Origin of the sequence: uncultured Porphyromonas sp. (assembly GCF_905372525.1) — a bacterium.
Taxonomy (GTDB): Bacteria; Bacteroidota; Bacteroidia; order Bacteroidales; family Porphyromonadaceae; genus Porphyromonas.
This window is the reverse complement of record NZ_CAJPPN010000057.1, coordinates 1-13,680: the sequence shown is the minus strand read 5'-3', so window position 1 is coordinate 13,680 and position 13,680 is coordinate 1. Positions and strand designations below refer to the sequence as shown.

10 protein-coding genes, 1 tRNA gene and 1 pseudogene are annotated in these 13,680 nt (G+C 52.7%); 3 read left to right on the top strand and 9 right to left on the bottom strand.

What is annotated here, in order from left to right; all coding sequences use genetic code 11:
• The 6 genes and pseudogenes from QZ170_RS08590 to QZ170_RS08565 all read right to left on the bottom strand — a co-directional run.
• Window positions 1-206 (bottom strand): annotated as a pseudogene (locus tag QZ170_RS08590) (hypothetical protein); the annotation flags it as partial.
• A 142-nt stretch (window positions 207-348) separates the two neighbouring features.
• The gene (locus QZ170_RS08585) at window positions 349-2,295 is read right to left on the bottom strand and encodes a TonB-dependent receptor (RefSeq protein ID WP_297179939.1); all 1,947 of its coding nucleotides are present in this window, start codon (window positions 2,293-2,295) and stop codon (window positions 349-351) included.
• A gap of 120 nt (window positions 2,296-2,415) precedes the next feature.
• Window positions 2,416-3,141, bottom strand: coding sequence for an HmuY family protein (locus tag QZ170_RS08580; RefSeq protein WP_297179935.1), 726 nt, complete (start codon window positions 3,139-3,141; stop codon window positions 2,416-2,418).
• A 288-nt stretch (window positions 3,142-3,429) separates the two neighbouring features.
• Window positions 3,430-4,686, bottom strand: a complete 1,257-nt coding sequence (locus QZ170_RS08575; RefSeq protein WP_297179932.1) for a phosphoglycerate kinase — start codon at window positions 4,684-4,686, stop codon at window positions 3,430-3,432.
• 160 nt (window positions 4,687-4,846) lie between these two features.
• The gene (locus QZ170_RS08570; protein WP_297179929.1) at window positions 4,847-5,026 is read right to left on the bottom strand and encodes a hypothetical protein; all 180 of its coding nucleotides are present in this window, start codon (window positions 5,024-5,026) and stop codon (window positions 4,847-4,849) included.
• A 56-nt stretch (window positions 5,027-5,082) separates the two neighbouring features.
• A complete protein-coding gene (locus tag QZ170_RS08565; protein WP_297179926.1) occupies window positions 5,083-6,567 on the bottom strand; it encodes a hypothetical protein in 1,485 nt (494 codons plus the stop codon).
• Window positions 6,568-7,425: 858 nt separating this feature from the next.
• Between QZ170_RS08565 and QZ170_RS08560 the strand changes: the two genes are divergently transcribed.
• The 3 genes from QZ170_RS08560 to QZ170_RS08550 all read left to right on the top strand — a co-directional run bounded on the left by QZ170_RS08560 (window position 7,426) and on the right by QZ170_RS08550 (window position 10,849).
• Window positions 7,426-7,917, top strand: coding sequence for a hypothetical protein (locus QZ170_RS08560; RefSeq protein WP_297179923.1), 492 nt, complete (start codon window positions 7,426-7,428; stop codon window positions 7,915-7,917).
• A gap of 428 nt (window positions 7,918-8,345) precedes the next feature.
• Window positions 8,346-10,040: a hypothetical protein gene (locus QZ170_RS08555; RefSeq protein ID WP_297179920.1), complete on the top strand. Its 1,695-nt coding sequence runs from the start codon at window positions 8,346-8,348 to the stop codon at window positions 10,038-10,040.
• Between the two features lie 545 nt (window positions 10,041-10,585).
• Window positions 10,586-10,849, top strand: a complete 264-nt coding sequence (locus QZ170_RS08550) for a DUF5053 domain-containing protein (RefSeq protein WP_297179917.1) — start codon at window positions 10,586-10,588, stop codon at window positions 10,847-10,849.
• A gap of 337 nt (window positions 10,850-11,186) precedes the next feature.
• Here QZ170_RS08550 and QZ170_RS08545 read toward each other — a convergent pair.
• The 3 genes from QZ170_RS08545 to QZ170_RS08535 form a co-directional block, all read right to left on the bottom strand.
• Window positions 11,187-11,270: transfer RNA gene (locus QZ170_RS08545), tRNA-Leu, on the bottom strand.
• A 136-nt stretch (window positions 11,271-11,406) separates the two neighbouring features.
• The gene (locus QZ170_RS08540) at window positions 11,407-11,982 is read right to left on the bottom strand and encodes a hypothetical protein (protein ID WP_297179914.1); all 576 of its coding nucleotides are present in this window, start codon (window positions 11,980-11,982) and stop codon (window positions 11,407-11,409) included.
• A gap of 73 nt (window positions 11,983-12,055) precedes the next feature.
• Window positions 12,056-13,534 carry an FRG domain-containing protein gene (locus QZ170_RS08535; protein ID WP_297179911.1) on the bottom strand — a complete coding sequence of 493 codons (1,479 nt, stop codon included), beginning with the start codon at window positions 13,532-13,534 and terminating at the stop codon, window positions 12,056-12,058.
• Window positions 13,535-13,680: the final 146 nt, after the last annotated feature.

The following is a 13,680-nucleotide window of genomic DNA, read 5'->3' as shown; positions in this document are numbered from 1 at the left end:
GGGCAATAGATGTAGTCCCCACGCTCAGCGAGTAGGGTGAGCAGGGGTGCTAGGTCGTGGCGCATCTGTCGTACTTCGCTCGTCGGAGTGTAGCGCAGAGGTAGGGGGATACGTAGCGCCTCCTCGTGCCCAGGATTGAAGACCCAGAGACGAGGACGGGGAGCGAGTGGGGCGGAGGAGACAGCCTCCGTGGAATCGGTGAGCATGGGAGTGCTGGGCGGGGATAGAGACATGAGTCCCAGACGAAGAGATGGGTGAGAGGAATAGGGCTTCCCTCCCACCCATCTAATCATCTGGGCAGCTGATATGTTTGCGCCTCCCTACCCTAACCCGATCGAGAGAGAGGAGCTAGAAGGTAAGAGCAAGGGTCGAGAAGTACGTCCGTCCCGGAGAGATGCTCCCCGTGACATTGACACTCTCGGGGAGGTAGTCGAAGAGGTTATCGACCCCGAGGCTGATACGTAGCCGACTGCGCCACAGCGCCGTGACGGCGAGGCGGGAGAGGACGAAGGCCTGATGTACGACCGGAGTATAATCATCCGCATCTGCACTATACTGAGCCGTAGTGACACTGCTCGCTCCACGTAGTGTATAGCTCGCAGAGATCGTCCCATCGCCTACCCGCTTATCGTAGGAGAGGGTGGCGGTGAAGTTGTGCGGACGGGTGGAGGCGAAGGGGAGGGCGATGCCCGACTTGGTGCGTATACGATCGATGGTGTTGAGGTAGGCATAGTCGGCATTGAGGTTGAGCCCCCAGGGCATACGCCAGCGCACACTGGTCTGCACGTTCAGGAGCTTGCTCGTACCAGGGCGATTCTCGTACCGCTGATCCGTATTGGACTGCTCGACCAGGCTAATCCTATCCTGGATGATGTTGTAGGAGGCGAGGATAGTCACATTCAGCTCCCGTGTCTGATACTCGGGCGAGAGGCTGATCATACGACTGACCTCGGGACGTAGGGAGGTATTGCCCTTGATGAAGAACATCCCTAGATGATCCCAGTCCATATAGAGCTCCTTGAGCGAGGGCGAGCGGAAGCCCTCCGAATACGAAGCCCTCAGGCGAAGATCGCCTATCGAGTAGAGCGCCGAGAGGCGGGGCGAGAGCCTCCCCCCGAAGCGGGAATGGTGGTCGTAGCGGAGTCCACCGACGAGAGAGAGCTTCTCGCTCGGGCGGTACTCTGCCTGTAGGTAGCCCGAATAGAGCTCTGCACGGTAGGAGGAGCGGTAGTCCTCGAAGCGATTGCCCTGCAGAGCCTCGTGGTACCCCTCGCCCCCGACGTTGGCGAAGAGCTTGGTCACTCCCTCCTCCCCATAGTTGTACTGCAGGCGCATCGTATGGGCTGTCTGGAGGAAGACGGGGGAATAGTCTCGGGTAGGGACGAACCAGTCAGAGCGGTCGTAGAGCTCGTTGGTATAGTCCAGGCGTACGTTGTGCTGGCTATCGAAGGCATGGTACAGTCGCCCCCCGAGGGAGTGTGTCGTATAGTGGTTGCGTCGTGTGACGAGCAGCTCGTCCTGATCACGGAAGCTATAGCGAAGGTAGGCATAGACCTCACTACGGCTATCTAGTGTACGGTAGCGAAGGGTTTGCCCGAGGGTCTTGGTCTTCTGCCCTCGTGCAGAAGTGACATCCACCGAGCCGTCACGCTGGGGGATATTGATGGAATAGGGATCCTGATGCGTATAGCTGAGGGAGGTAGAGCTACTGAACTCCTGGCGGCGCACCTGCACCCCGAGGGCATAGCGGGTGACTCCCTCGGAGGAGATATCCATAGAGGCATTGGCCTGTAGGGGACGCTGTCCCTGCCGTGTGATGAAGTTCACGACCCCACCGATAGCATTGGAGCCATAGAGGGCGGAGGCCGAGCCACGGATCACTTCGATCCGCTCGATCGTGGACATATCGATGCGATTGAGATCCACGACACCATTCCCCTCGGAGGTGATCTTCTCTCCATCAACGAGGAAGAGGATATAGTCCCCCGACATACCCTGTATCGTCACTCGGTACTGTGCGCCATGCATCGTGACATTGACCCCCGGGATAGACATCTGCAGGGCATCGGCAGCCGAGCGGGGGTTGATCCGCTGGAGGTCTCGCTGCGTGATGACCTGTGTCATGATGGGGAGCTTCTTCAGCAGGCGGGGGGTCTGCGTCCCCGTCACGACGACCCCAGAGAGCGTGTAGTCATGTGCGACGGAGTCAGCTGGGCCGGGTGATGCCGTCTGCGCCCCTAGGCTAAGCGGGACGAGGAGTCCGGCGAGTAAGCCCCATATATATCGGTAGAGCATCGATGATAAGGATCGTACACCCTAGAGGGGTGTACATGAGTAGAAAGCTCAGTCACTCCCGCCCTAGATCTGGGGCGGGAGTGACTGAGCAGAGCTATATACTCTCGAGAGAGAAGCGAGCTAGTCAATAGGATAGACATACTCGAAGCGGAGCATCCCAGGTGTGGGGGTATTCCCCTTGGCGGTCTGGACGGGCTCCTGATGGGAGATGACCTTGATCTTAGCATGCTTGCCGGTAGCCGTGCGCACGATGAAGACCTTATTGGTTAGCCAGCTGGCGGGTTTATCTGTATTATGGAAGTCGAGGTTCTGTACGATAGCACCTTCGTGCAGGATAGTAGTCTTAGTCGCAGGCTTTCCTGTCTCAGGGTTAATCTTGCCTGGATCGACTACGACCTTCTTTATCGTGGAGAGGATGGGGTTGAGGGCGAGCATCTTCTGGACGGGAGCGGCTGCCTTGGGATCTCCATGCTTGAACTCTATGATCTGCGCCTGGGTCTGATTGTCTGGGGTGAACTTGTCCGCAGCGGGGATCGTCACGGCCTGCCGGATGTCCTGTACACCGACCTCGTATGCACCACCGTTCCCCTCTCCAGAGAGGCCACTATTGGTACGTAGCTCATAGCGGTGGAAGGCGATGTCCCAGCTCTTATCCTTCTTAATCGCCTCGTCATCGTACTTGGCTGTCTTGACGACCTTCCCCTGCTCGAAGGAGAAGTAGACGTACTGGTCATAGGCCGTAGCATTGACGACGACGTTCTTGACGGGGTCGGGGGTCTCCTTACCACAGGAAGTAACCCCGAGAGCGAGTGTAGCTAGGGCTACGAGGAGCATTGATTTCTTCATCTCGATATATGATTTGTAAGTGAATATCTACACCGCACTTCCCTATTGTCTCCTCATGGAGGGAAGTGTACGGCAAAGGTAGCCCACTTTACTACGCCATTCTATACCTCCAAATGGTGATATTTACGACCCTATCTACCTGAAAGTAACTAAGTAGTAATATCTACCTATCCCCTACTCTACCTATCCCCCACCAGGCATAGCTAGGGGCAATAAAGGAGCTCCCCCGACAGCCCTCATGGGGCTATCGGGGGAGCTCTATAATATGGAGACTTGTCTTAGCTAAGCCTAGTCCTCGATAGCAGCGATACCGGGGAGCTTCTTCCCTTCGATGGCTTCGAGCAGAGCCCCACCACCGGTGGAGACGTAGGAGACCTTGTCGGCATAGCCAAACTTATTGACGCAGGCGACGCTGTCCCCACCCCCGACGAGGGAGAAGGCACCAGCAGCCGTAGCCTCGGCGATAGCCTCTGCCACGGCACGTGAGCCATCGGCGAAGTTGTCCATCTCGAAGACCCCCGTAGGACCATTCCAGAGGATCGTCTTCGACCCTAGGATGACCTCGCGATAGGCACGGATGCTGTCAGGGCCGATGTCCATACCGATCCACCCGTCAGGGATATTATCGTTCTGGGCATAGGCTGTCTTGGCATCGTTGCTGAAGGCATCAGCGATCTTGGAGTCGGTCGATAGCACGAGGTTCACCCCGTTGGCCTTAGCCTTGGCGACGATCTCACGAGCTAGGTCGAGCTTGTCGTCCTCGCAGAGAGAAGCCCCGATGTGCCCACCGGCAGCCTTGGCGAAGGTATAGGTCATAGCACCCGTGAGGATGAGGTTGTCCACCTTGCCTAGGAGGTTCTCGATGATGTCGATCTTAGAGGAGACCTTCGAGCCCCCCATGATCGCTGTGAAGGGACGGCGGATGTCCTGCATCACCTTGTTCACGGCATCGACCTCCTTGCCCATGAGGTAGCCAAAGAGCTTGTGGTCTGCATCAAAGTAGGCTGCGATAAGTGCCGTGGAGGCATGTGCACGGTGTGCTGTACCGAAGGCGTCATTGACGTACACGTCAGCCAGCGCAGCGAGCTTCTTCGTGAACTCCTTTTGGCTCTCCTTGATGGCCTTCTTAGCGGCGGCCTTCTCTTCGTCCGTAGCGTCTTCGGCTAGGCCACGGGGCTTACCTTCCTCTTCGGCGTAGAAGCGGAGGTTCTCCAGCAGGAGAGCTTCCCCAGGCTTGAGGCTTGCAGCTAGCTCACGAGCTTCGTCTCCGACGCAGTCAGGGGCGAACTTGACCGGGACACCGAGGAGCTCAGAGACATGAGATAGGATATGGCGGAGGGAGTACTTATCCTCGACCTTCTTGGGGCGGCCGAGGTGGGAGCCGATGATGACTGAGCCACCATCAGCGAGGATCTTCTTCAGGGTAGGGAGTGCCGCACGGATGCGGGTATCGTCGGTAATGTGGAAGTGCTCATCGAGGGGGACGTTGAAGTCTACACGCACGAAGGCCTTCTTACCAGCGAAGTTGAACTGGTCAATTGTCATAGAGCAATCTGGATTATTAAATGTGGATTGACTAACTCGTTTATTGACTACAAAAGTAGTTTAATTATCCTTTACATGCGACTCTCCCTGAAGTCGCCTACGCTGTCCCTGAGCACTGAGTGAGCGGACAGAGTAGAGGGGATGTGTCCTACCCTAGTAGCTAGAGCCTGCCTCCCTCATTCTTACGCCCACGCTTCGTCCCCCAGAGGTCATCATACTCTGGGTCTTCGATCTCCCCCTCTGCAGATATAGAGAAGTCCACGAGGATGTATAGGCTCTGTGGGAGCTCTATGGGGGTAGCCACTAGAGGCTCGTAGGGTAGTCTGTCTGGTGTATTCATGATCCTGTCTCGTCCTTGTCCTGATGATACATATTGTATAGTGTGGCGAGGGTGCCTTAGTCGATCTCCTCCCAGTGGATGCTCTGATAGAGCTCCTGATAGTCCGTATAGTAGCCGACTCCTTTGATGCCGGGCTCCGGGGTCTTCTTCCCAGTGATACGGAAGGTCACATAGTAGACCTTATTATCTGCTCCCTTTGCCTTCTTCTCGATGGTATTCCCATACGTCCTCCCCGTTGTTTGAGCTTTGATATAGACCGTAGGCGCTTTTCCCGCCTTCCTCCGGACTTGATACTGCGTGTAGGGCGTATCGTCGTAGAAGGGGGCTCGGCGCCCTTCCCATCGAGCACCTTCGTAGGTGATCGCCCCCTGATCCTCTGCGTTGGGGAAGTAGATGAGGACTACCGACTCGTCCTCACTAGGATACCTAGGGAGCGAAGTCGTACGTGTCGGGACTGAGAGAGCCGTCCGAGAGGCGCCACCATCGAATCTAGCGATCAGATAGTCATACCCCCGATCATCCCCGAAGGAGTATCCCCCATCGGGGCGCCCCTCGTAGTGGTCGCTGTAGTCACAGACCCAGCCTTGCCCATCTCGCTCGACTCGATACTTGTTTAGACCGAAGTGCCCATCGGCGAAGGTCATCTGCAGATCCTGCGTCGCAGAGAGAGTCCCCGAGAGGAGGATACTGGCCTCGAAGGGAGGACGCTCTGCTCGGAAGTACTTGACCCGACCGTCTGCCCCGAGGTGCTCCTCCTGGGTAAGGCTCCCCTCGGGTCCCTGCTGCTTGATGATATATCTGGGGTAGTCGTTCTCGAAGCGAAGTACCATCAGGTAGCCCATCATCCGTAGTCGCATCGGCCGCTCTGCCCTGAGTCGGATACTCTTCTCACCCCCTACTCGCTCATCGGGGACGAGCCGTAGCGGATTGTCCTCACTGCGGAGCACGACGAAGCCATCGGGCAGAGGAGGAGCGGAGCCCCACCGTGGGATACGAAGTGCTCCCTTGCTCCTGAAGCGTCCCTGCTCATCGAGCCCAATGATCATAGAGAGGTAGCAGTCCTTCATCTGATCCCGTATCATCTCCCTGAGGTAGGAGGCTTGCTCGGGGTCTTGCTTCTCGTCGATAGATAGCGTCGTCCTGAGGCTTAGGCTCCGTGCCTCAGAGCCCACCCTCAGGGGACAGCGTAGGTGGATGACCTGTGTCTGCTCGCCGTCCTTCCTCCGGTAGATATAGAGGTCTGCTAGGAGCTGCCTCGGGTGAGTGCTGTCACTCTGTGCGAGGAGCTTGATGAACTTCCCATCTTCTGCCTTTGGGTCAATACGCCCCGTCGTGGAGCGGGGCTCATCCGAGGCATCGAAGTCTCCAGCGACCCGCCCGAGGGGGAGTACATCAGCGCTGAGGCTAAGGGTAGGACCCTGCCCCGTGGGCTCTCCCTCCGTAGTGATCGGGGGCTCAAGTATCTGTCTCTCTGGAGACTCCTGCCTACAAGCGTAGAGCAAAGCAATCGTCGTAAGTAGAGCCAATAAACATCTCATCATCTGTCGTACAATTATCGTGTGTATACATTCATATCGGTGTGTCTCTCTCCCTCCTCATCACGCACTCAAATATCTCTCTCCAGAGGTCACTATCCCCTAGCCAAGGTAGAGGACAAGCCTGCTCTCGGGGGTAAAGGTAACGAAAAAATCCCTCCAGCGCAGTGTACAGCAGGCATTGGATGCACTTATCGTCTCCATGGGGACATAGGCTCAGATTGCCTGAGGGTCATCTGCACCCTCTAGGCGGCTGGCAGCAAAAGTCTCACTATGCCCCCCTATGATACTCCGTAGCGCATCTCAGTGAGTCCTACTATACCCGTCCGACCCAATCCCTTCCCGTTATCCCCTCATTCCATAGCGTCTAGCTACACGCAGAGGCCTTTTGTATGCGTTTAGGGGGAGATATGTTTTCTCCCTCTTAGATTGATCGTACCAGAAGGCATATTCTCCTATCCTGCTGAGATTATCCAACACCCCTCTATCCTTCAGATATTTCTCGCTTAGATTGTCTCTCTAACTTGGGAATGAATACCAGAGGCCTTGAAATACACCATTGCTACATAGACCGTAGAGTTGATATAGCCCTGAAGGCTTCATGACTAGAGCGGCTGACACAAAACATTTGAATAGTTTTGACGATTTATACCACAGCCTTCGATACTTCAGAGGTTCTTATCTATTCACTTCACATGGCCTTACCACCGGAATAAGAGGGCGAATTGGGATGCCAGAATTTATAATAAGGAGAGGTTTTGGAGTTCTTATTGAAGGAGAATCTGAAATTTGGAAGATAATACGCGATGGTAAGCAAACTTTATATGCAGTATTCGAAGAAGGGAGATTTATAGTTCTGAAATAATGAAGATAGAAAGAAAACTAGGCAAGCGAATCTTAATAGGTGAAAAAGATTTGCGATTAGACACTCACTGCAATAATGACAATGTATGGTTTTGGTATATCTATACAAAAGAGGAGGTTGATCCAAAGTTGTTCTCAAAAGATGGAGAATGCTTTAAGTTGTTTCTTAAGATGGATCAAAAATATCCTTATGCTGCCTACGAGAGTCTCATGTATTGCATTTATTTGGGGTACAAGTATGATATTGAGAATATATGGCATGGATTATTCATACTATACCCCAACGAACGTAAAACGAGAAGATACTTAAATTTATATGACCATGATGATAGCCGAATAAGAGTTCCTTATGAGGAATTCATGGCTTCATCTCCAATTATCTGGGAAGAACGAAAGCCGATATCTGATTTTGTTTTTGATGTAGAACCTATGGTTTTTCTATTCAAAGATGGAGAATATATTGAAGAGAACCTTGTAAGCCCCTGGGCGTAACAACAGGGCTCCCGCATCAAAATCGGCTTCAGTAGTGTTCTCTTCACAAGGTTTATTTGGCATGACCTCTGGGGCCGTTGGGGGATCAAGTCTGTCCACATCGTTGGCGACCGAATGATAGCTCACTCCCACGACGAGGTACGCATCTACCAGCGGGCTGGCCGATTAACGTGTCTTGTCAAGAAACTCCGAGGGGCACTGCGTCACTTTACCCCCCCTTACCTTAGGTCGATAAAGCAACCACTATTGGTCAGCGTGCGAACCAGTAGTGGTTTGCACTACGAACAAGTAGTGGCCTGCATCTCCTCCTCTGCAAGCCCGCATCCTACCGCGCCTCTGTGCCCCCAGCATACTCCCGCCGAAAGGGCTAACTTTGATAGCGAACTCCCCCATCATCCCCCCAAAGGAAATAGCTTATTCAGAAGACAATGATAGCCTACAAAGAGATTGCCCAAATCAAGAATGTGAAGGGCGTTAACCCCGTCACGGGAGACTATTCCTACGAGGAGAATGGGCATGGCTACCTCTATATTGATGGTGTCTTGCTTGAGAAAGAGAGACCAGCAAGTCAGCTCGTCTCCGTAGGCGAATACACCTACGCTTGGTATAGCTATGGCTGCATAGAAGTCTATTCGGGGCATACCTTGCTGAAGGTATTTGAGCAGAAGGTTCGCCTACTTGATGGAGAAGCAGGTGCGTACATTGGGCATCATACTTACGATCCTAAAACCTTAGAGACGGGTGAGAATATCCTTTCAGTCCCAGACGGGCAACCTCTCTTAGCGCAAAACGTCCCTTACAGCTTGTATAAAGTGGGAGAGGAGATCATCGGCTATAGGGACTTCGAGTCTAAACTCAGTCGCTTGAATTCCTGGGGAGAAGCGCTTTGGACCTTCGACCTACCCTTGCGTGATAGTAGTAGCAATGACCCCGACAACCTTGACCACCTTGAAAAGGTGCTGGGTATAGCACAAGGCCGACTCTGGATCTGTACCCGCTGGTTCCGACTTATAGCTCTGGATCTGGAGACGGGTAAGCCTATGCGTCAGTTCTCGGGGAGAGTCTGTATTGAAGATTATTTCTCCAACTATACTATCATCGATAGTCTGAGGTGGTGCTTCTTCCGTGAAGCTGAAAAGACCATCGTATTAGTCAGCAATTGGGGAATATGCATCCTCAACGCTGCTACTGCCAGGATCATCAAGAGATATGAGTTCCCAGAAGTAGACCCCTATGGTAGAAAGGCTTTTGATACCCTCAATGCTCCACAACTATACGGAGAGTGTCTTACGTTCATAGCAGAGCGACACTACGTACTCCATGGATATCGCTGCGCTGGGATCTTTGACTTGAAGGCTCGCAAGTTCTATTGGATAGGGGATATAATCTCGAAGGAAGAGCCTATAGGTAATCACCTGCTTGCGGAGTTCCCATTGCAGATGGCAGGAGATAAGCTCTACATCAAGGATGCTGAGAGCACCCTGCATATCTACCAAAAGCAATGGAGCTTACATGCGCAGGTGCATCCGCAGAGCGAGGTGATCTCCACCGCAGCACAGTACATCACCCCAGCCGTATCTGCTACCTCACCGCCTACAGAGGGGGATAGGCCTACACCTCAATTCGTCATAAGCCTGTGCCCCAAAATACCCAGACTGCTACCGTACCTCATCGTCTTACTTCTGGGGATGCTTATCTGGCTCTTCAGACTGGATATATTCACTCCATCTCACGAACACTCCACCTTAGCAAGTAGCTTGATTATAACTCAAGACACAAAGTCTCAGGTAGTGCTTCTCAAAGAAGTCCCCTACTTCATGCGTAATAGGCAGAGGCAGATCGAAGAGATCTTTTGGAGCAACATCTCAGTCGACACGCTACGTCGCTACCCTCACTATAAGGTCTATTACTTCCTGCAGACGGAGCGCCTCGAGGATAAAGTAGGTGAGATCGGAGTGATAATGCGGGAGGATAGTACATACATTTATCACATGCAGCTCCAGAGCTTTGGCGTGGGATTCGATCGCATAGATCACATCTTCTCTTCCGTGAGCCACTACTACTCTCTCCAGGAGCTCTATGCGAACAAGTGTGAAGAACTCGGAATAAAGAGTGGACGCTAAGCCCCGCACATCTACCAGCAGGAGTAGCACCTACGACAGGGATAATACAAACGCCTACGGGCTCGGCAGCCGATGCTGCCGAGCCCGTGGGCGCTCTGGTAAGAGGGGTGAAGGGTGGGGCTACGCTTCGTCTTCGATGAACTAATCCACGAAGAGCGACGTGCCGTCCCACACCGCAACCGAATTGTACTGGAGCCAGTCGCCGAGGATGACATTTCTGGGCAATGGCTTTCAATGAGTCTCCACCAGAAGCTATATTCCGAGGTCTGATCTTCTACCAACTGACGAGCCCTGAACTTCTTCCAGACAAGCTACATCAGAGTGACCAAATCTTTGAAAGTAGAGAGCTCGTCCCAGATGATGCGTGGCGTATCAGCTATCAAGTATTAAAGGAGAAACTGCCCACACTGAAAAGCTCGTACGAATGATGTATCTACGCACTCTGTCCTCGAGCTCTCTACCTCTTCAGCGAGGGGAGCGCTAGTTTTCTACGAGCTCGTAGATCTGCTCGAATGATCGGTCACCGCCAAACAAGGACAACAGCAATGAGCGAAATAGTAATGGAGAAAGCCACAAGGACAGCAGACGGGACAACCATAAAGGAGCGTATGCAGGACATCCTGCTTGACATCTCTTGGCGTGCCTTGGCACGCCGATACTTCGGCAAGTCTTCCTCCTGGATATATCACAAGATGGACGGCATCTACAGCGGTAGCAACTCAGGCTTTACCGCCCAAGAGCAAGCTGAGCTCAAAGGTGCTCTGTATGAATTAGCTGACCGAATCAGAAGATGTGCCGACACCCTATAGGGAGGGTAAACGTTTATCTAATCACACCTAGGCAATAGCCCCTCCAAAGCCCTCGGGACTCTGGTCTCGAGGGCTTTTTTCGTCCTACCCAGTCTCCACCTTATATCCCGTAGCGTCTGGTCTCCCACTGTGCCCTCGTGTGCCTCTGGGGGGAAGGTACGGGCACGAAGTGGGGCATACCCATGAGGATAAAGGTAGGGTATAAAGACATCGAGGGCTCGGCGCATAGGTGCATGCCGAGCCCTCAAAGAAACTGTATTGCGTCCGCTACTTCGTCCGCTATCATAAGTGCCCTGACGAGAGGTCGGCCACTTACCGTATATCATAAATCTATCTGTACCCAGAGCCGGGATCGAACCGGCACGAACTTGCGTCCATTGGTGTTTGAGACCAACGCGTCTACCTATTCCGCCATCTGGGCTCGCTGTGAGACTGAGCGCAAAGATAGTACAAATTCCCGTTCCCCCCTCTCGCCGAGCACTTGGCACTGTGGCTTCAGAGGGGAAGGTAGGACGCCTCCGATAGGCTCCCCCCGGTACGGGGTACTCGTCTCCTAGCTAGTTGGGCAAGGTCGTCCGCTCATAGCGGTAGCCCAGGAAGGCTAGGCCAAGGCTGACTCCCAGCCGATAGAGCACATACAGGCTCTGCGTATAGAGGCGGAAGGCTAGCGGGCTCGACGGCTCTGCCTGCTCGTGCATCAGCGCACTATAGGTCTGCTCTGCGGCTCGACGAAGGAAGTCCGTATAGCGACGCTCCTCCTCACCACCAGCCTCTAGCCCCAAGACTTCCTGCGTGACATACTCATCGAGCTCATCCCACCCCCTAGGCTGACGTAACTGGAGATAGAGCTGCTCGCCTCCTAAGGCACCATAATGCTCCCAGTCCGCATCCCACTGCACCGCCAGAGCCATTCCCACGAAGGCAATCCACCCCAGCGATACCAGCGGATACTGCTCGAAGTCCGGGACAGCATCCCCGAGGTAGGGCTTCACGACATCGAGGTAAAGCTCTGTCAAGTCCTCCGTCTCGAGGAACTGCTTCCCGGCGAGCAAACCCTCCTCTTGCGCCAAACGCAAGAGGAGTCCCTCTAGCTCGCCCGTGTACCGTTCTAAGTATTCTTGATCCTTATTCATCTCTATTAAGCTTCATTCCCCGCAAAGGTACAGCTTTTAGTCCCGAGGGAACAGGTAGGGGGGAATGCCTAACTTATAAATTATACCGCTTCTTCAGCTCCTTAGCATACTGCTCTATCCCTGGGTAGATATAAGACTCAGTTATTCCTAGGTGTGCCAACTCCTCAAGTATCTTGGTTTTCTTCTCCTTCGGGACAACAAACTTTCTCTTAATCCATTCGGCTGGGATCTCTGCATGTACTCCCTTAGTTAAATGGGAAGCCTCTCCCTCTTCATCTACATCTTTCCCCCGCTCAACTCCGAGTCCAAATAACATGAATGCTCCCATCTGATTAGCAATTCGTTGATTACCATTCTTTGCTTTTACGAAAAATATGCTACTCAAGTCACTGGCCTGAATTATGGGGCGAAAATGTGGTTTCTCTCCTCGAATCTGGTGCAATAAAAGGTCAATGTCGAGCTGCTGATTAAAGTCTTCCAAAGACGATAGATCAGAACATAGCTCGGAAATCCGACACTTTGCAAGGTTGGCTAATACCGAGACAGTATCACTATCATAGTGCTTAACCTTACCATTAGGAACCGAAAAGAAATAAACGAGACCATCCTTCTCTCTCGCCAAAGCACCTGCCTCCGCACCAGCCTCTGCAGCAGCCTCTGCAGCAAGTGCAACTAGAAGTTCTGCAATAGCCTCATCAGCTGTTGCTCTAGAAGGCTCAAAGACAAGTTGAGTTAGGGACTCTGCGAACGACACTTCTATTGGATCTCCATTAGACTCTGTTCTGCCCTTGAGAGCCCTATAATAAGCCTCTTCAAAACGAGCCAAGATTATGGCAACATCTCTTGCAGCGGTAACAGCACCTGCGCCAGCTACAGCACCAGCTACAGCAGCAATCATAGAAATAGGCTTAACCATAGATTTAGCAGCAGACTTAGCGACAGCCATACCAAGAGCCTTTTGTGTAGCAGGGGCATCCATTATTGTCATAGCAAGCACTTTAGCGATATCAATAGAATCCGCTCTAGGCTCATACTCCGAGAGCATTCTTGCTTTTTCTCTTATTGTTGTAAAAGCCTCTATAACAACCTTAGGCTCAGACTTAGCAATAGAATCAGCAGCTTCTTCAATACCAACAAGAACCTCAAGGCCCTCCTCAGATCCAGCCCAAACTCCAGCTGACACATCATTATCTACTTGCTCACAGGCAAAGTACAAAGCTACAAGTGGATTTGCCGTGACATCTAACAGACGAGTAGGAAGGCCATAGTGCTGCATCTGAACCAAATGGTCTAAAGTAGACTGGCATCCTAAGAAGCTCTGAGGCTCATGTGCCACCATATCTCGGAACAATAAATGCTCTTTCTCCACCCCATTCGGTGTCCTAAAGATGGATGGAAGTAACTCCCAATCCCTATCTGCATGCCCTCGGTAGAAGATCTGTGTGCCTTCTTCTTTATCAAGCTGGACAATCTTCTGAATAAACTCGGCGACAGAATTTATCCGTATCTCTTTCTCCTGTGTAGAAGAATTAGGCTCAATATCGTGACTCATCTTGATGGGATTATGTTGTGGCGGGATTCCTTTATATTTGGCTTTCTATGAAAATAAGGGCGGTAGTAGCTGTGCTACTACCGCCCTATGGGAGAGATAAGATTGATATGACAGCAGAAGCGAGTAGCATTCGCTCGAGGGATAAA